The 17,465-nt window shown below is 72.2% G+C and carries 15 protein-coding genes; 7 read left to right on the plus strand and 8 right to left on the minus strand.

Annotation, left to right across the window (positions count from 1 at the left end):
- Positions 1-294, plus strand: a 294-nt coding sequence (locus ABZ484_RS22705; protein ID WP_358867733.1) for an Lrp/AsnC ligand binding domain-containing protein, incomplete at its 5' end; no start/stop codon positions are given.
- 28 nt (positions 295-322) lie between these two features.
- Here ABZ484_RS22705 and ABZ484_RS22710 read toward each other — a convergent pair.
- Entirely contained in the window at positions 323-1,186 is an 864-nt protein-coding gene (locus tag ABZ484_RS22710; RefSeq protein ID WP_358867734.1) for a LysR substrate-binding domain-containing protein, read from the minus strand.
- Between the two features lie 189 nt (positions 1,187-1,375).
- Between ABZ484_RS22710 and ABZ484_RS22715 the strand changes: the two genes are divergently transcribed.
- Entirely contained in the window at positions 1,376-2,422 is a 1,047-nt protein-coding gene (locus ABZ484_RS22715) for a bile acid:sodium symporter family protein (RefSeq protein WP_358867735.1), read from the plus strand.
- Positions 2,423-2,941: 519 nt separating this feature from the next.
- Here ABZ484_RS22715 and ABZ484_RS22720 read toward each other — a convergent pair.
- A complete protein-coding gene (locus ABZ484_RS22720; protein WP_358867736.1) occupies positions 2,942-3,859 on the minus strand; it encodes a zinc-binding dehydrogenase in 918 nt (305 codons plus the stop codon).
- Positions 3,860-3,975: 116 nt separating this feature from the next.
- Between ABZ484_RS22720 and ABZ484_RS22725 the strand changes: the two genes are divergently transcribed.
- Positions 3,976-4,419, plus strand: a complete 444-nt coding sequence (locus ABZ484_RS22725) for a MarR family winged helix-turn-helix transcriptional regulator (protein ID WP_358867737.1) — start codon at positions 3,976-3,978, stop codon at positions 4,417-4,419.
- A gap of 20 nt (positions 4,420-4,439) precedes the next feature.
- Here the strand turns inward: ABZ484_RS22725 and fdhD are convergent, their stop codons facing one another.
- From fdhD to ABZ484_RS22750, 5 genes are read right to left on the minus strand one after another with little or no spacing between them, the layout of a single operon-like run.
- Positions 4,440-5,264, minus strand: a complete 825-nt coding sequence (fdhD, locus tag ABZ484_RS22730; RefSeq protein ID WP_358867738.1) for a formate dehydrogenase accessory sulfurtransferase FdhD — start codon at positions 5,262-5,264, stop codon at positions 4,440-4,442.
- 7 nt (positions 5,265-5,271) lie between these two features.
- Positions 5,272-6,132: a 2Fe-2S iron-sulfur cluster-binding protein gene (locus ABZ484_RS22735; protein WP_358867739.1), complete on the minus strand. Its 861-nt coding sequence runs from the start codon at positions 6,130-6,132 to the stop codon at positions 5,272-5,274.
- Complete coding sequence (locus ABZ484_RS22740) at positions 6,129-8,102, minus strand: NAD(P)H-dependent oxidoreductase subunit E (protein ID WP_358867740.1); 1,974 nt, start codon at positions 8,100-8,102, stop codon at positions 6,129-6,131. Before ABZ484_RS22740 ends, ABZ484_RS22735 begins: the two co-directional genes overlap by 4 nt.
- A 5-nt stretch (positions 8,103-8,107) precedes the next feature.
- Positions 8,108-10,045 carry a molybdopterin-dependent oxidoreductase gene (locus ABZ484_RS22745; RefSeq protein WP_358867741.1) on the minus strand — a complete coding sequence of 646 codons (1,938 nt, stop codon included), beginning with the start codon at positions 10,043-10,045 and terminating at the stop codon, positions 8,108-8,110.
- Positions 10,042-11,013 carry a 2-dehydropantoate 2-reductase gene (locus ABZ484_RS22750; RefSeq protein WP_358867742.1) on the minus strand — a complete coding sequence of 324 codons (972 nt, stop codon included), beginning with the start codon at positions 11,011-11,013 and terminating at the stop codon, positions 10,042-10,044. Before ABZ484_RS22750 ends, ABZ484_RS22745 begins: the two co-directional genes overlap by 4 nt.
- A 219-nt stretch (positions 11,014-11,232) precedes the next feature.
- Between ABZ484_RS22750 and ABZ484_RS22755 the strand changes: the two genes are divergently transcribed.
- The 4 genes from ABZ484_RS22755 to ABZ484_RS22770 all read left to right on the plus strand — a co-directional run bounded on the left by ABZ484_RS22755 (position 11,233) and on the right by ABZ484_RS22770 (position 15,967).
- Positions 11,233-12,573, plus strand: coding sequence for an OFA family MFS transporter (locus ABZ484_RS22755; RefSeq protein ID WP_358867743.1), 1,341 nt, complete (start codon positions 11,233-11,235; stop codon positions 12,571-12,573).
- Positions 12,574-12,827: 254 nt separating this feature from the next.
- Complete coding sequence (locus ABZ484_RS22760; protein ID WP_358867744.1) at positions 12,828-13,775, plus strand: beta-ketoacyl-ACP synthase III; 948 nt, start codon at positions 12,828-12,830, stop codon at positions 13,773-13,775.
- Between the two features lie 138 nt (positions 13,776-13,913).
- On the plus strand, positions 13,914-14,591 hold the full coding sequence (locus ABZ484_RS22765; protein WP_358867745.1) for a GntR family transcriptional regulator: 678 nt from the start codon (positions 13,914-13,916) through the stop codon (positions 14,589-14,591).
- A gap of 194 nt (positions 14,592-14,785) precedes the next feature.
- Complete coding sequence (locus ABZ484_RS22770) at positions 14,786-15,967, plus strand: ROK family transcriptional regulator (RefSeq protein ID WP_358867746.1); 1,182 nt, start codon at positions 14,786-14,788, stop codon at positions 15,965-15,967.
- A 76-nt stretch (positions 15,968-16,043) separates the two neighbouring features.
- Here ABZ484_RS22770 and ABZ484_RS22775 read toward each other — a convergent pair whose 3' ends face one another.
- Positions 16,044-17,465 (minus strand): OFA family MFS transporter, encoded by a 1,422-nt coding sequence (locus ABZ484_RS22775; protein ID WP_358867747.1) that lies wholly within the window; start codon positions 17,463-17,465, stop codon positions 16,044-16,046.

Consider the following 17,465-nt stretch of genomic DNA (forward strand, 5'->3'; position numbering starts at 1 on the left):
GAGTACCGGCCCGAGACCCTCGGCCACCGGGTCGGCGCGGTGCTGTGGATCACGACCGCGCCGTCCGCCCTGCACTCCGTCGGCCAGGCCCTCGCCGGTCACGCCGAGATCGCCTACGTCGCGGCCACGGCCGGCCAGTCGAACATCATGGCGACCGCCGTCGCCCGGAACACCGCCGGCCTGTACGCCTACCTCAGCGGCCCCCTCGGCGCCCTGCCGGGCGTGACGCACGTCGAGGCGACGCCGTACCTGCGCCGGGTCAAGCAGCTGACCTACCAGCGGCCACCGAGGTGATCCGCCGGGCGGCGGCGGTCGGCGCCGGTCACGGCCGGTGCAGGCGCTCGCCGCCCGCGAGGATCGCCTTCGCCAGGGCGTCGGCCGCGTGCTGGGCGGAGGGCCGGTGGCGGCCGTGGACCAGGACGAAGTCGACCTTCCCGAGTTCCGGCAGCCCGGCCCGGTCCGGGACCCGCACCAGACCCGGCGGGATCAGCCCGCGCGAGTGGGCCATCACACCCAGCCCCGCGCGGGCGGCGGCGATCAGACCGTTCAGGCTGCCGCTGGTGCACGCGATCCGCCACGGCCGCCCCTGCCGCTGGAGGGCCTCGAACGCGAGCGCCCGGGTGATCCCCGGCGGCGGGTAGACGATCAGCGGCACCGGACGGTCCGGGTCCAGGCGCAGCCGCTCCGCGCCGACCCACACCAGCCGGTCGTGCCACACCGGTTCGCCGCGCGGGTCCTGCGGGCGCCGCTTGGCCAGCACCAGGTCCAGTTCTCCGGCGGCCAGCTGCTCGTGCAGCGTGCCCGACAGCTCCACCGTCAGCTCCAGATCGACCTCCGGATGCCGGTGACGGAAGCCCTCCAGGATCTCCGGCAGCCGGGTCAGCACGAAGTCCTCGGACGCGCCGAACCTGAGCCGGCCGCGCACCCGGGTGCCGGTGAAGAACGCCGTCGCCTGCTCGTGCACCTCGAGGATCCGCCGCGCGAAGCCCAGCATGGCCTCGCCGTCCTCGGTCAGCTCCACCGAGTGCGTGTCCCGGGTGAACAGCAGCCGCCCGGTGGCGTCCTCCAGGCGGCGCACATGCTGGCTGACCGTCGACTGGCGCAGTCCCAGCCGCCGAGCGGCCCCGGTGAAGCTCAGCGTCTGGGCCACCGCCAGGAAGGTGCGCAACTGTGCGGGGTCGTACATGCCGCCCAGGCTAACCGCTCATCACGAACCGCGATGACAGTCAGAGCCGTATGCCGGATTCCCGATCGCCGTGCGGAGGAGCACGATGGAGCGGGGACGCGTCGGTCCCGCGACGGACGGGCGCGAACGGGCGTACGACCACGCCCGGTGGCACCCGTACCGCCGATGAGCACGAGCAAGTGGAGCACAGTGAAACGCCTGCGTTGGCCGAGCCGGCTGCCGATCGACCCCTACATCGTGCTGCTGGTCGGGACGGTCGGTCTCGCCGCGCTCCTGCCGGCCCGCGGGGGTGCCGCCCATGTCGCCTCCGGCGCCTCGACCGGCGCGATCGCCTTCCTGTTCTTCCTCTACGGCGCCCGCCTGTCCACCCGCGAGGCGCTGGACGGACTCAAGCACTGGCGGCTCCACGCCACGGTCCTGGCCTGCACGTTCCTGATCTTCCCGCTGCTCGGCCTGGCCGCCCGCGGCCTGGTCCCGGTGCTGCTGACCCAGCCGCTCTACCAGGGCCTGCTCTTCCTCACGCTCGTCCCGTCGACCATCCAGTCGTCGATCGCCTTCACCTCCATCGCCCGCGGGAACGTGCCCGCCGCGATCTGCGCCGGCTCCTTCTCCTCCCTCGTCGGGATCGTCCTCACCCCGCTGCTCGCCGCCGCGTTCCTGGGCGGCGGCGCGGGCGGCTTCTCCGCGCACTCGCTGGTCACGATCGTGCTGCAACTGCTGGTGCCGTTCGTCGCCGGGCAGGTGCTGCGCCCCTGGATCGGCGGGTTCGTCGCCCGGCACAAGAAGGTCCTCGGGCTCGTCGACCGCGGCTCGATTCTCCTCGTCGTCTACACCGCGTTCAGCGAGGGCATGGTGCGGGGCATCTGGCACCAGGTCAGCCCCGCACGGCTGGGCGGGCTGCTCGCGGTGGAGGCCGTGGTGCTCGCGGTGATGCTCGCCCTGAGCTGGTACGGCGCCAAGGCGCTGCGCTTCGGCCGCGAGGACCGCATCGCCATCCAGTTCGCCGGCTCGAAGAAGTCCCTGGCCTCCGGGCTGCCGATGGCGAGCGTCCTGTTCGGCGCGCACGCCTCGCTGGCCGTGCTGCCGCTGATGCTCTTCCACCAGATGCAGCTCATGGTCTGCGCGGTGATCGCCAAGCGCCGTGCGCACGACCCCGAGGCACGGCAGGAGCCCGCCCCGGCGGCACCGCCCGCCGCCGCCCGTACCGCGGTCGGCACGGCGCCCCGCCCCCGCTGACACCGGGCCGGATCCGTTCGCGCCGGCACCGGGCCGGATCCGTTCGCGCCGGCTCCGGGGCGGATCGGTTCGCGTCGGCAGCGGGCCGGATCCGTTCGCGCTGACGCGGGGCCGGATCAGGGGGACGGGCCGGTCCTCCGGATCACGGCGCCCCGCTCCCGCTGACTCCGGGCGGGATCGGTTCGCGCCGGCTCCGGGCCGGGTCCGTTCGCGCCGGCTCCGGGGCGGATCCGTTCGCGTCGGCAGCGGGCCGGATCCGTTCGCGCTGACGCGGGGCCGGATAAGGGGGACGGGCCGGTCCTCCGGATCACGGCGCCCCGCTCCCGCTGACACCGGGCCGGATCGGTTCGCGCCGGCACCGGGGGCGGATCCGCTCGCGCTGACGCGCGGCCGGATCTCGCGCCGGCACCGGGCCGGACCCGCTCGCGCTGACGCGCGGCCGGATCTCGCGCCGACTCCGGGCCGGATCCGTTCGCGCCGACGTGCGGCCGGATCAGGGGGACGGGCCGGTCCTCCGGATCAGGGCCGCAGCACCACCTTGCCCAGGTTGCCGCGCGACTCGATCGCCTTGTGCGCCTGCGCCGCGTCCTCCAGGGAGAACTCGGCGTGCACATGGGGCCGCAGCAGTCCCTGCCCGAACAGCCGCCACAGCTCCTTCCGCCATCGCTCGTACAGCTCCGGCTTCTCCCGGGCGATCCGGGCCATCTGGAAGCCGATCACCGACCTGGCGCCCACGAGCAGGTCGTACGCCTGGATCGTCCCGCCGCCCGAGCTGTACGCCACCAGCCGCCCGCCCGGGGCGAGCGCGGCGATCGCCGGCGTGAGGAGCTCGCCCCCCACCGCGTCCAGGACGCAGTCGACCGGCTTCCCCCAGCCGTCGTCGCCGTAGAGGATCACCTCGTCGGCGCCCAGGGAGCGCACGAAGTCCGCCTTGGCCGGATCGGAGACCGCGCCCACCACCCGGGCCGCCCCCCGGACCCCGGCGAGCTGCACCGCGAGATGCCCCACGCCGCTCGCCGCCGCCGTCACCAGCACCGCCTCGCCCCGCTCGGGCCGGGCGGCCTCCAGCGCGCCCAGGGCGACGAGACCGCTGCGGACCAGGGCGACCGCCTCCACGCAACCGGCTCCGTCGGGCACCGGCGAGGCCATGGCCTCGTGCAGCAGCGCGAAGTCCGCGTAGCCGTGCCCGAAGCAGAGCCCGGTCACGCGGTCGCCGGCCCGGAAGCGGGTGACTCCGTCACCGACGGCCACCACCTCGCCCGCGAGCTCACCACCGAGCGGGACCGGCTCGACGGCCTCGGTGACCTTGCGGACGACGGGCAGGGTGACACCGACGGCCTCGCAGCGCACCAGCAGCTCGCCGGGCCCCGGTTCGGGGACGGGGGCCTCCTCCAGGAACAGCGGGCCACCGGTGGACTCGTATCGAACGCGTCGCATCGCGCCTCCAGGGTCGGGTCTCGGAACAAGTCATTGGGAATCCCAACGACTACGGTGATCCGGACCGTAGCCCTGTTTCATGGGGAAGTCCAACGACTTCTGGCTAGGCTGGCCCCATGGCCGACGCCGAAGCACCCCTTGCCGCGATCCGCTCCCTGCCCAGCTGGCTCCTGGGCCGCGCCGCCGCCCGCGGCCGGGCCCTGGTCGCCGAGGCGCTGGCCGCCGAGGGCCTGAAGATGTGGCACCACGTGGTGCTCTCCGCCGTGCGTGATCTCGCCCCCGTCGCCCAGGCCGACCTGGGCCGCGGCGTGGGTCTCGACCCCAAGGACCTGGTCGGCGTCCTCAACGACCTCCAGGCCGCGGGCCTCGTCCTGCGCGAGCCCGACCCGAGGGACCGGCGCAAGAACGCGGTCTCCCTCACCGAGGAGGGCGCTCGGCTGCTGACCTGCTGCGAGAAGGCGGCCCGCGAGGCCAACGACGACCTCCTCGCCCCCCTGTCACCGCCCGAACGGGACCGGTTCATGGCCCTGCTGATCCGGATCTCGGGCACGGAGGCCTGACGGTGCCGGCCCGGCGGAGTTCAGAGAACCCGCTGCTCGCCCGCGTACACGTTCATCGAGCTGCCCCGCAGGAACCCCACCAGCGTCAGTCCCGTCTCCGTGGCCAGGTCCACGGCCAGCGACGAGGGTGCCGAGACCGCCGCCAGCACCGGGATGCCCGCCATCACCGCCTTCTGCGCCAGCTCGAAGGAGGCCCGGCCGGACACCATCAGGATCGTCCGGGACAGCGGCAGGTCGCCCTTCTGCAGGGCGCGGCCGACCAGCTTGTCGACCGCGTTGTGCCGGCCCACGTCCTCCCTCGTGTCCAGCAGTTCGCCGTCCTCGGAGAACAGCGCCGCCGCGTGCAGGCCGCCGGTGCGGTCGAAGACCCGCTGGGCCGCGCGCAGCCGGTCGGGGAGCGTCGCCAGCAGGTCGGGCGCGACCCGGACCGGGGGAGTGTCGGCGATCGGCCAGCGGGCCGTCGTACGCACGGCGTCCAGGCTGGCCTTGCCGCACAGGCCGCAGGAGGAGGTGGTGTAGACGTTGCGTTCGAGGGTGATGTCCGGCAGGGCGACATCCGGGGCGGTCTTCACGTCCACCACGTTGTACGTGTTCGAACCGTCCACGGTCGCGCCCGCGCAGTAGACGATGTTCAGCAGGTCCGAGGCCGCGGCCAGCACGCCCTCGCTCACCAGGAAGCCGGCGGCCAGCGCGAAGTCGTCGCCCGGTGTGCGCATGGTGATGGCGAGCGGCTTGCCGTTCAGCCGGATCTCCAGGGGTTCCTCGGCGACGAGCGTGTCCGGGCGGGTGGACACCGCACCGTCCCGGATGCGGATGACCTTGCGTCGTTCCGTCACTCGTCCCATGTCCTGATCAGCCCCGGTTCTGTACGTGCTGGTAGCCGAAACGGCCCTTGATGCAGAGGTTGCCATGGGTCACCGGGTTGTCGTGCGGCGAGGTGACCTTGACGATCTCGTTGTCCTGGACGTGCAGGGTGAGGTTGCAGCCCACTCCGCAGTAGGCGCACACCGTCGTCGTCTCGGTCTGCGCCGCCTCGTCCCACGTACCCGCCCGGCGCATCTCGAACTCCGACCGGAAGGACAGCGCTCCTGTTGGGCACACCTCGACGCAGTTGCCGCAGTACACGCACGCCGAGTCGGTCAGCGGCGCGTCCTGCTCCACGGCGATCCGGGCGTCGAAGCCGCGGCCCGCGACCGCGATCGCGAAGGTGTTCTGCCACTGCTCGCCGCACGCGTCGACGCACTTGTAGCACAGGACGCACTTGGCGTAGTCGCGCACGTAGAGCTCGTTGTCGATCCTCGGCTGCTCGTTCAGCCGGGCCGCGTCCGGGCCGAAGCGGTCGGGTTTCGCCTCGTACTCCTTGAGCCACTCGGCGGCCCGTGGCGTCGTCGACAGATCGACGGAGGAGGCGAGCAGCTCCAGGACGACCTTGCGGCTGTGCCGGGCGCGCTCGCTGTCGGTGTGGACCTCCATCCCCGCCTCCGCCCTGCGCGAGCACGCCGGGACAAGGGTGCGCGATCCCTCCACCTCGACGACGCAGACCCGGCAGGCGTTCTTCGGCGTGAGCGTGTCGCCGTGACACAGGGTCGGCACGTCCTTCCCGGCCGCCCGGCAGGCGTCCAGGATCGTCGCGCCCTCGGGGACCCTCACCTCCTGGCCATCGAGGGTGAACTCCAGCAGCCGGCGCGGGATCCCCAGCGAAGTGACGGTCATGCGTACGCCCCCAGACGGTCGATGGCGGATTCCACGGCGTTCCACGCGGTCTGCCCCAGACCGCAGATCGAGGCGTCCCGCATCGCGCGGCCGACCTCTCGCAACAGCGCGATGTCGTCGCCGGCCGCCGCGCCGGTGCGCTCCAGGATGCGGTGCAGCGCCTCCTCCTGCCGCACGGTCCCCACCCTGCAGGGCACGCACTGGCCGCACGACTCCTCCCGGAAGAACCGGGCGATGCGCAGCAGCAGCCGGGGGAGCGGCACGGTGTCGTCGAAGGCCATGACGACCCCCGAGCCCAGCGTGGTGCCCGCCGCGCGGGTACCTTCGAAGGTGAGCGGGATGTCCAGCTCGTCCGGGCGGACGAAACCGCCCGCCGCGCCGCCCAGCAGTACGGCGCGCAGTCCGTCCCGTACCCCGGCCAGCTCCAGCAGCTCGCCGAGCGTGGCGCCGAAGGGGAGTTCGTAGACGCCCGGGCGGGCGACACTGCCCGAGACACAGAAGAGTTTCGGGCCCGTGGAGCGGTCGGTGCCGATCGCGGCGTACGCCTGCGCGCCCATGGTGAGGATCGGCAGGACGTTGACCAGGGTCTCGACGTTGTTCGCCACCGTCGGCTTGCCGAACAGGCCCTTCTCCACGGGGAACGGAGGCTTCGAGCGCGGCTCGCCCCGGTGGCCCTCGATGGAGTTGAACAGCGCGGTCTCCTCGCCGCAGATGTACGCGCCCGCCCCGCGCCGGATCTCGATGTCGAAGGCGTATCCCTGGCCGAGGACGTCCTCGCCGAGCAGGCCGCGGGCGCGGGCCTGGGTGATCGCGTGCTCCATGCGGCGCAGCGCTCTCGGGTACTCGCCGCGCAGATAGAGGTAGCCCCGGTGGGCGCCGGTCGCGTAGCCCGCGATGGTCATGGCCTCGACGAGCGCGAAGGGGTCGCCCTCCATGAGGACGCGGTCCTTGAAGGTACCGGGTTCGGATTCGTCGGCGTTGCAGACCAGGTAGTGGGGGTGGTCCGGCTGGGAGGCCGTGGCCTGCCACTTGCGGCCGGTGGGGAAGGCGGCGCCGCCGCGGCCGAGGAGGCCGGAGTCGGTGATCTCGCGGATGACGGCGGCGGGGCCGAGGGCGAAGGCGCGGCGGAGGGCGGTGTAGCCGCCGTGGGCGCGGTAGTCGTCGAGGGAGGTGGGGTCTGTGGTGCCGATGCGGTTCAGGAGGGTGAGGGTGGGGTCGCCGTGCTGGGGGACGGCCGCTGTGGGGGCGGGTTCGGTGGGGGCGGATTCGGGGGCCGTGGCGGTGGTTACGGCCTCGTCGACGGTGGCGGGGGCGGCTATGGCGGTGGCCCGTGGGGTTTCTCGCCCCCGCCGCCCCTTCCCGTCCCGACCCCGGGGCTCTGCCCCGGACCCCGCCAGGGGGCTCTGCCCCCCGGACCCCCGCTCCTCAAACGCCGGAGGGGCTGGATTTCCCTCAAGCGCCGGACAAGCTTCTTGCGCTCCCGCCCGCACCACCAGCGCCGCCGGTGCCCGCTCGCACAGCCCCAGGCAGGGGCTGCGTTCGATGTGCACCCCGCTGTCCGGGCCGAGCCGGGACTCGACGCCCGCGCACAGCTCCTCCGCGCCCGCCGCCGTGCACGCCAGGTCGGTGCAGAGGTGCAGGACCGTCGCGGGGCGTGGGCGGAGGGAGAACATGGCGTAGAAGGTGGCGACGCCGTACGCCTCGGCCGGTGGGATCGTGAGCCGGCGGCACAGGTAGTCCAGTGCGCCCTCGCTGATCCAGCCGATCCGGTCGTTCAGGGCGTGCAGCCCCGGCAGCAGCAGGTCGCGGCGGTCCCGGGCCGCACGGCCGCCCCGTGCCCAGCGGAGGTCGGCGGCGTCCGTCCCGTCCCGGGCGGCGCCCTCCCAGCTGGACTCGGGAGGGCCGAGCAGCGCGTCGAGGGCCGCCCGTTCCTCGTCCGTCGGCTTGCTGTCGCCGAAGCGCAGGTCCACGTGTGTCACCTCACGTCCGTCGGGGCGGTCAGCCGCTCGGTCAGCTTCTCGATCCGGATCGCCGACGCCTTGAACTCCGCCGTGCCCGCGATCGGGCAGTTGGCCTCGATCGTCAGCCGGTTGGTGTCCACCTCGTCGGGGAAGTGCATGGTCATGAAGGCGAGGCCGGGACGCAGCCCGGTGTCGATCCACACCGGGGCCACCACCGATCCGCGCCGTGAGGTCACCCGTACCTCCTCGCCCACCACGACGCCGTAGCGCTCGGCGTCCTCCGGGCACAGCTCGACGTACTCGCCGCGGCGGAGCGGGGAGGCGAAACCACCGCTCTGCACGCCGGTGTTGTAGGAGTCCAGGCGGCGTCCCGTGGTCAGCCGGATCGGGTACGCCTCGTCGGTGAGGTCGACGGGCGGATCGTGGGACACGATCCCGAACGGTGCGGGCATGCCCCGCCGAGCCGGGTCCGGTTCCCACAACCGGCCGTGCAGATACGTCGGTTCCAGCCGGTCCGTGCTGGGGCACGGCCACTGGATGCCCTGGTGCTCCTCCAGGCGCGCGTACGTCATGCCGTGGTGGTCCGGTGACAGGGACCTCAGCTCGTTCCAGACGGCCTCGGAGTCGGCGTACTTCCAGTCGTGGCCGAGCCGGCCCGCCAGGTCGCAGAGGATGTCGATGTCCTCGCGGGCCTCGCCGGGCGGGGTGACGGCGCGCCGCACCCGCTGCACCCGGCGTTCGCTGCTGGTCGTGGTGCCCTCGGTCTCGGCCCAGCCGGCCGTCGCGGGCAGCACGACGTCCGCCAGCTCCGCCGTCCTGGTCAGGAAGATGTCCTGCACGACGAGGAAGTCCAGCCCCTTCAGCCGTCGTACGGCCTGCTCGCTGTCGGCCTCCGACTGGGCCGGGTTCTCGCCGACGCAGTACACCGCCCGCAGCGAGCCGTCCTCCATCGCCTCGAACATCTCGGTGAGGTTCAGGCCGTGGCGCGGTGCGATGACGGTGTCCCAGGCCGACTCGAACTTGCGCCGGACGTCCGCGTCCAGGATGTCCTGGAAGCCGGGCAGACGGTTGGGGATGGCGCCCATGTCGCCGCCGCCCTGCACGTTGTTCTGGCCGCGCAGGGGCTGCAGTCCGCTGCCGTAGCGGCCGACGTGGCCGGTGAGCAGGGCCAGGTTGATCAGCGCGCGGACGTTGTCGGTGCCGTTGTGGTGCTCGGTGATGCCGAGGGTCCAGCACAGCTGGGCGCGTTCGGCGCGGGCGTAGGCGTGGGCCAGCTCCCGGACGGCGCGGGCCGGTACGCCCGTGACCTTCTCGGCCAGCGACAGGGTCCACGGCTCGACCAGTGCCCGGTACTCGGCGAAGCCGGTCGTCGCCCGCCGCACGAACGCCTCGTTGACCAGCCCCGCGTGGATGATCTCGCGGCCGATCGCGTGCGCCATCGCGATGTCGGTGCCCACGTTCAGGCCCAGCCAGCTCTCCGCCCACTCGGCGGTGGAGGTGCGGCGCGGATCGACCGCGTACATCCGGGCGCCGTTCCTGATGCCCTTGAGCGCGTGCTGGAAGAAGATGGGGTGCGCGAAGCGGGCGTTGGAGCCCCACATCACGATGACGTCGGTGTGCTCGACCTCCTCGTAGGAGGAGGTGCCGCCGCCGGAGCCGAAGGCGGCCGACAGGCCGGCGACGCTCGGCGCGTGGCAGGTGCGGTTGCAGGAGTCGACGTTGTGGGTGCCCATGACCACGCGGGCGAACTTCTGCGCCACGTAGTTCATCTCGTTGGTGGCGCGGGAGCAGGAGAACATGCCGAACGCGCCACGGTTGCGCTCCAGGCCGCGCGCGACCCGGTCCAGGGCCTCGTCCCAGGTCGCCCGCCGGAACGGCTCCTCGCGGGAGTCCCGCACCAGGGGGTGGGTGAGCCGGGTGTACGTCTTCGGGGTCCGGTCGCGTGTCCTCATGCGGCGCTCCTCAGCGCGAGCAGGTCCGAGATGGCGTGCACGGTGCGCAGGGTGGGCACCTCCACGCCGGTGATCTCCGCCAACTCGACGACGGCGGCGAGCAGTACGTCGAGTTCGAGCGGCTTGCCGCGCTCCAGGTCCTGGAGCGTGGAGGTGCGGTGGTCGCCGACGCGCTCGGCGCCGGCCAGGCGCCGCTCGACCGAGACCCCGACCGTGCAGCCGAGGGCCTCGGCGACCGCGAGCGTCTCGCGCATCATGGTCTCGATGACCCGGCGGGTGCCGCCGTGCAGACACATCTGCCGCATGGTCGCGCGGGCCAGCGCGCTGATCGGGTTGAAGGAGATGTTGCCGAGCAGCTTGACCCAGATGTCGTCCCTGAGGTCCGGCTCGACCGGGCACTTCAGGCCGCCGGCCCGCATCGCCTCGCCGAACCGGGTGCAGCGCGCCGAGACGCTGCGGTCGGGCTCGCCGATGGAGAACCGGGTGCCTTCCAGATGGCGTACGACCCCAGGGGCCTCGAGTTCGGTGGCCGCGTAGACGACGCAGCCGACGGCCCGTTCGGGCGCGAGCACCGCACTGACCGCGCCGCCGGGGTCGACGCTCTCGAGGCGGTGGCCGTCGTAGGGGCCGCCGTGCCGGTGGAAGTACCACCAGGGAATGCCGTTCTGGGCGGCGACGACCGCCGTGGTGTCGTGCAGCAGCGGCTCGATCAGCGGCCCGCACGCCGCGTACGAATTGGCCTTCAGGCCCAGGAAGACGTAGTCGACCGGGCCGATCTCGGCCGGGTCGTCGGTGGCGTGGGCGCGGGCGGTGAAGTCGCCGCGCGGGCTGCGCACCCGTACTCCGTACTGCCTCATGGCCGCCAGATGCGGTCCACGGGCGATGAGGTGCACATCGGCGCCCGCGCGGTGGAGCGCGGCGCCGACGTAGGCGCCGATCGCACCGGCGCCGAGGACTGCGACTTTCACGGGACACTCCGTTCGGTTTGAGGGATACCGCGGAGGTGGTGAGGAGGGGCGGCTGCCGAACGACGGCCGCAGGATGTCGACGGAATATTGTCTACAGTATGGGAGTGGCGGCGGCAAGGGTTCGCGCGCCGACCGTTCGTCGCATGCTGCATACCGCTCACCGCATACAGACGACGCGCGGCCTTCTCAACCCGTGTGCCGCTCCTTACCGTGCGGCCCATGAGTCCCCCGGTCGCACCTCCGGGATGGAGCCGCTGGCTGGTCCCGCCCGCCGCGCTCTCCGTCCACCTCGCCATCGGCCAGGCCTACGCCTGGAGCGTCTTCAAGCCACCTCTGGAATCCGCCCTCGGCCTCGACGGCACCGAGAGCGCGCTGCCCTTCCAGCTCGCCATCGTCATGCTGGGCCTGTCCGCCGCGTTCGGCGGCACGCTCGTCGAACGCAACGGGCCGCGCTGGGCCATGACCGTGGCCCTGGTCTGCTTCTCCTCCGGCTTCCTGATCTCCGCCCTCGGCGCGCAGACGAAGCAGTACTGGCTGATCGTCCTCGGCTACGGCTTCGTCGGGGGGATCGGCCTCGGCATCGGCTACATCTCGCCGGTCTCCACCCTGATCAAATGGTTCCCCGACCGGCCGGGCATGGCCACGGGCATCGCCATCATGGGCTTCGGTGGCGGAGCGCTCATCGCGTCCCCGTGGTCGGCGCAGATGCTGGAGTCCTTCGGCGCCGACCACTCCGGGATCGCCCTGGCGTTCCTCGTCCACGGTCTGTCGTACGCGGTCTTCATGTCGCTGGGTGTGCTGCTGGTGCGGGTGCCACGTACCGGACGGCACGACCAGCACACCGCCCCCGGACCCGGCGCCCTCAGCGGGGTGCAGGTCTCGGCCCGCAGCGCCGTGCGCACGCCGCAGTTCTGGTGCCTGTGGATCGTCCTCTGCATGAACGTGACCGCCGGCATCGGCATCCTCGAGAAGGCCGCCCCGATGATCACGGACTTCTTCGCGGACACCTCCACCCCGGTCTCCGCCTCCGCCGCGGCGGGCTTCGTCGCGCTGCTGTCGGCGGCCAACATGGCCGGTCGCATCGGCTGGTCGACCACCTCGGACCTGATCGGACGGAAGAACATCTACCGCGTCTACCTCGGCGTCGGCGCGCTCCTGTACCTGCTGATCGTCCTGTTCGGGGACACCTCGAAACCGCTGTTCGTCCTGTGCGCCCTCGTGATCCTCTCCTTCTACGGCGGAGGGTTCGCCACCGTGCCCGCGTACCTGAAGGACCTCTTCGGCACCTACGAGGTCGGCGCGATCCACGGCCGGCTGCTCACCGCCTGGTCCACCGCGGGCGTGCTCGGGCCGCTCATCGTCAACTGGATCGCCGACCACCAGGAGGCCGCCGGCAAGCACGGTTCCTCGTTGTACGGCCTGTCCTTCGGCGTCATGATCGCGCTGCTCGTCGTCGGCTTCGTCGCCAACGAACTGATCCGGCCCGTCCACGCCCGCCACCACCTCCCCGCACCGAGAAAGGGCACCGATGCCGACGTCGCCGCACGACAGCAGTCATAGCCCGCCCGCCCGGCGGCCCCTCGTCGCCTTCGCGTGGCTGTGGGTGGGGGCGCCGCTCGCCTATGGGTTGTACGAGCTCGTACAGAAGGCGACGCAGTTGTTCACGGGGTGAAGTGAGTTGTCCGGTCGTCCGAGCATCTGACGGAAGCCGACAAGTCGGGCGCCCGTTTCCTGTCGCCTCGCCTGCCGCTCTACCCGTGAGTCACTGATCAGACTGGGGAGTCCGCTACCTACGGCAACGAGGGGGACTCCCGATGAACGGCTCGCGCATCCGCGCCGTCGGCCACTACCAGCCCGCCAAGGTGCTCACCAACGAGGACCTGGCGGCGCTGGTGGACACCAGCGACGAGTGGATCAGGAGCCGGGTGGGCATCCGGACCCGGCACATCGCCGCCCCCGACGAGCCGGTCGACGAACTCGCCGCGCACGCCGCCGCCAAGGCGCTCGCGGCGGCGGGACTCGCCCCCGACGACATCGACCTGGTCCTGGTCGCCACCTCCACGGCCGTGGACCGCTCCCCGAACACCGCCGCGCGCGTCGCGGCCCGCCTCGGCATCCCGCGGCCGGCCGCGATGGACGTCAACGTCGTGTGCGCCGGCTTCACCCACGCCCTGGCCACCGCCGACCACACCGTGCGGGCGGGAGCCGCGACACGCGCCCTGGTCATCGGCGCCGACAAGATGTCCGACGTGACCGACTGGAGCGACCGGACGACCTGTGTGCTCGTCGGTGACGGCGCGGGCGCCGCCGTCGTCGAGGCCTGCGCGCCGCGCGAGACCCCCGGGATCGGGCCGGTGCTGTGGGGATCGGTGCCCGAGATGGGACACGCCGTACGCATCGAGGGCTCGCCCCCGCGGTTCGCGCAGGAGGGGCAGAGCGTCTACCGGTGGGCCACCACGCAACTGCCGCCGCTGGCCCGGCAGACCTGCGAGCGGGCGGGGGTGGCGCCCGAGGACCTCGCCGGGGTCGTCCTGCACCAGGCCAACCTGCGCATCATCGAACCGCTGGCGGAGAAGCTCGGTGCCGTGGGCGCGGTGGTCGCCCGCGACGTCTCCGAGTCGGGCAACACCTCGGCGGCGAGCATCCCGATGGCCCTGTCCAAGCTGCTGGAGCAGGGCGCGGTCGGCGCGGGCGACCCGGTGCTGCTGTTCGGCTTCGGCGGCAACCTGTCCTACGCGGGACAGGTCGTGCGCTGTCCGTGAGCGGCGCGCACGACCCTCACGCCCGGGGTGTGAGTGACCGATTCCGGCTCTCCATGACCATTGTGCGCCGTAGACTGTAGACGAAAGCCAATCGATACTGGCTGCCGGTGATCCGCTCGTTGCCGTGGAGGGACCGCGATGTTGTCGACAGGACTGCCGCAGGGGGCAGTGCCCAGACTCGAGAGGCCCGGGCCGCTGCGGGACCGCGTCTACGAGGCGCTGCTCGAACTCATCACCACCCGTGCCCTCCAGCCCGGCCAGCATCTGGTCGAGAGCGAACTCGCCGGACACCTCGGCGTCTCCCGGCAGCCGGTGCGGGAGGCGCTCCAGCGGCTGAACACCGAGGGGTGGGTCGATCTGCGGCCCGCGCAGGGCGCGTTCGTGCACGAGCCCACCGAGGAGGAGGCCGACCAGCTGCTGACGGTCCGTACGCTGCTGGAGGCGGAGGCCGCCCGGCTGGCCGCCGTCAACGCGGACGAGGCGGGCGTCGCCGCGCTGGAGGAGCTGTGCGCCCAGGGCGAGCGGGCCGTCGCCGACGACGACGTGGACGCGGCCGTCGCCCTCAACGCCCGCTTCCACGCCACGATCATGGACCTGGCCGGCAACGCGGTCCTGGCCGAACTCGCCGCCCAGGTCGACCGCCGGGTGCGCTGGTACTACACGCCGGTGGCCCGGCAGCGCGGCGGCCAGTCCTGGGTCGAGCACCGCGAGCTCATCGCGGCCGTCGCCGGCCACGACGAGCAGCGCGCCACCCGCCTGATGCGCGAACACACCGAGCACACCCGCAGGTCGTACCACGAGCGCGCGCAGTCCTGACCTCGCGCGCCACGCGGCGGCGGAGGGCCGTAGGGGCCGCAGAGGATCGCCTCGAGCCGCTTTGTCCTTCCGATGGCAAAAGGTGCGGTGATTAGTGCCACGACTGGTTCTCAGGCCCGCCGCTCACTGCTACGTTCGCCTCAAAACCCGGTGGATCGGCTGAATTGAGACAGGGAGGGGGGCACGTGAGACGCATGACGGCACGACCCGCCAACGCACACCAGGCGCGGCTGCTGAAGCTGTTGCGCGACTCGGGTCCGAACTCCCGCGCACAGCTCGGCGACCTGGTCGACCTGTCCCGGTCGAAACTGGCCGTGGAGGTCGACCGCCTCCTGGAGACCGGACTGGTCGTCGCCGACGGGCTCGCCGCCTCGCGCGGCGGCCGCCGCTCCCACAACGTCCGGCTCGCACCCACCCTGCGCTTCCTGGGCGTCGACATCGGCGCCACCTCCGTCGACGTCGCGGTCACCAACGCCGAACTGGAGGTGCTGGGACACCTCAACCAGCCGATGGACGTGCGCGAGGGCCCCGTCGCGGTCTTCGAGCAGGTCCTCGCCATGGCCGCCAAGCTGCGGGCGACCGGACTCGCGGACGGCTTCGACGGCGCCGGCATCGGCGTCCCCGGGCCCGTCCGCTTCCCCGAGGGCGTCCCCGTGGCGCCGCCGATCATGCCGGGCTGGGACGGCTTCCCGGTACGGGAGGCGCTCAGCCAGGACCTCGGCTGCCCGGTCATGGTCGACAACGACGTGAACCTCATGGCGATGGGCGAGCAGCACGCGGGCGTCGCCCGGTCCGTGGACGACTTCCTCTGCGTCAAGATCGGCACCGGCATCGGCTGCGGCATCGTCGTCGGCGGTCAGGTCCACCGCGGCGCGACGGGCAGCGCCGGCGACATCGGGCACATCCAGGCCGTGCCCGACGGCCGCCCCTGCGCCTGCGGCAACCGGGGCTGCCTGGAGGCACACTTCAGCGGCGCGGCCCTCGCCCGCGACGCACAGGAGGCGGCCGCGCAGGGACTGTCGGCGGAACTCGCCTCCCGGCTGGAGGCGAACGGCACCCTCACCTCCGTCGACGTCGCCGCCGCTGCCGCCGCGGGCGACGCCACCTCGCTCGACCTCATCAGGGACGGCGGCACCCGCACGGGCCAGGTCATCGCCGGGCTCGTCTCCTTCTTCAACCCCGGCCTGGTGGTGATCGGCGGCGGCGTCACCGGCCTCGGACACACCCTGCTCGCCGCGATCCGAACCCAGGTCTACCGCCAGTCGCTGCCGCTGGCGACCGGCAACCTCCCCATCGTCCTCGGTGAGCTGGGACCGAAGGCCGGCGTGATCGGCGCGGCCCGGCTCATCAGCGACCACCTGTTCTCGCCCGCGTGAGGCCGCGCCGGCCGTGACAGGGAGTGCCCCTCCCGCAGCGACGGGAAGGGCACCCCCTGCGCCGTACCGGGCGTGCTCAGCCCGCCGCGGTCCGCGGCTCGGCAGCCGCGGAGACCGCCGCGCCGTCCCGTCCTCCGCGCCCCGGCTGCCGCAGCAGCAGCGCGAGCGCCGCCGCCACCATCGACACGCCGCCGGCCAGCGCGTAGGCGCCGTTGTAGCCCCAGGCGCCCACCACCATGGAGCCCAGCCCGCCGCCGAACAGACCGCTGACCAGCTTGCCGCTGTACACCAGCCCGTAGTTGGTGGCGTTGTAGTTCTCGCCGAAGTAGTCCGGGGTCAGCGCCGCGAACATCGGGTAGAACGCGCCGCCGCCGAAGCCGGAGAGGAAGGCGAAGAACAGGAACAGCCACTCGTTCTTCATGTCACCGGCCCAGATGACGCCGAACTGGGCCAGACCGAGCACGACGATGACGAAGATCAGCGCGGTCTTGCGGCCCCACAGGTCCGACAGCCAGCCGACCACGGCCCGGCCGACGCCGTTGATGACGGCCATGATGCCCATCGACGACGCGGCGACCAGCGGACCGAAGCCGATCTCCTTGGCGAAGTCCACCTGGAAGGAGATCCCGAAGATCGACACACCGGCGGTCATCACGACGGTGATCCACATCAGCGGCAGCATGCCCGTCCTGATCGCCTCCTTCGGCGTGTACTGCCGTACCGCCGGCGGGTTCTTGGCCAGGCTCGCCGCGCTCTTGCTGTTCCCGGAGTGCGACAGCGGGTCGACGTCGGCCGGCCACCAGTTCTTCGGCGGGTCCTTGAAGAAGAACGCGCAGACGGCGACCACGATCAGCACGTAGACACCGATCAGGTCCAGCACCTCGTCGTAGTTGCCGGTGTCGAAGGCGTAGTTGAAGATGAAGATGAACGGCAGCGAGCCGTAGGCGAAGCCGCCGTTGACGAAGCCGGTCTTCGCGCCGCGCCGCTCCGGGAACCACTTGCCGACCATGTTGATGCAGGTGGCGTAGATCAGCCCGGAGCCGAGCCCGCCGACCACACCGAAGCCGAGGATGGCCAGCGTCACGTTGTCGAGGTGCGACAGGGCCAGGAAGCCCAGCAGGCACATCGCCGCACCCACGTACATGGCCCGGCGCGCGGTGAGGATGCCGCGCTCGCGCAGCCAGCCCGCCGGGAAGGCGATGCCCGCCTGGAAGAACACCCAGACGCTGAGGATCCAGAAGGTGTTGCTCTGCGTCCAGCCGTGCGCCTCCGACAGGGTGTCCTCCGCGGAGCCGTAGGCGTACTCGGAGACACTGATGGCCATCATGGATATCCACGGCAGGTACACCATGAACTTGCGTGAGTGGCCGAGTATGTCCCGGTCCGTCTCGCCGACGCGGTAGACCCGCCCCCGGGAGTCGGTGACTTCGCCGTACGCGCCCTTCGCCGTGCCGGGATCGGCCGGCGTGTTCCTTGTTGCCATCGGATCAGCCGTCAT

It is taken from the genome of Streptomyces sp. NPDC006393 (assembly GCF_040628575.1).
In the GTDB taxonomy this organism is placed as follows: domain Bacteria; phylum Actinomycetota; class Actinomycetes; order Streptomycetales; family Streptomycetaceae; genus Streptomyces.

What these genes read in the sequence shown, in the direction of transcription:
- ABZ484_RS22710 (WP_358867734.1), bottom strand. Translation starts at nt 1,186, where the DNA reads ATGTACGACCCCGCACAGTTGCGCACCTTCCTGGCGGTGGCCCAGACG.
- ABZ484_RS22720 (WP_358867736.1), bottom strand. Translation starts at nt 3,859, where the DNA reads ATGCGACGCGTTCGATACGAGTCCACCGGTGGCCCGCTGTTCCTGGAG.
- ABZ484_RS22725 (WP_358867737.1), top strand. Translation starts at nt 3,976, where the DNA reads ATGGCCGACGCCGAAGCACCCCTTGCCGCGATCCGCTCCCTGCCCAGC.
- fdhD (WP_358867738.1), bottom strand. Translation starts at nt 5,264, where the DNA reads ATGGGACGAGTGACGGAACGACGCAAGGTCATCCGCATCCGGGACGGT.
- ABZ484_RS22735 (WP_358867739.1), bottom strand. Translation starts at nt 6,132, where the DNA reads ATGACCGTCACTTCGCTGGGGATCCCGCGCCGGCTGCTGGAGTTCACC.
- ABZ484_RS22745 (WP_358867741.1), bottom strand. Translation starts at nt 10,045, where the DNA reads ATGAGGACACGCGACCGGACCCCGAAGACGTACACCCGGCTCACCCAC.
- ABZ484_RS22755 (WP_358867743.1), top strand. Translation starts at nt 11,233, where the DNA reads ATGAGTCCCCCGGTCGCACCTCCGGGATGGAGCCGCTGGCTGGTCCCG.
- ABZ484_RS22760 (WP_358867744.1), top strand. Translation starts at nt 12,828, where the DNA reads ATGAACGGCTCGCGCATCCGCGCCGTCGGCCACTACCAGCCCGCCAAG.
- ABZ484_RS22765 (WP_358867745.1), top strand. Translation starts at nt 13,914, where the DNA reads ATGTTGTCGACAGGACTGCCGCAGGGGGCAGTGCCCAGACTCGAGAGG.
- ABZ484_RS22770 (WP_358867746.1), top strand. Translation starts at nt 14,786, where the DNA reads ATGACGGCACGACCCGCCAACGCACACCAGGCGCGGCTGCTGAAGCTG.
- ABZ484_RS22775 (WP_358867747.1), bottom strand. Translation starts at nt 17,465, where the DNA reads ATGACGGCTGATCCGATGGCAACAAGGAACACGCCGGCCGATCCCGGC.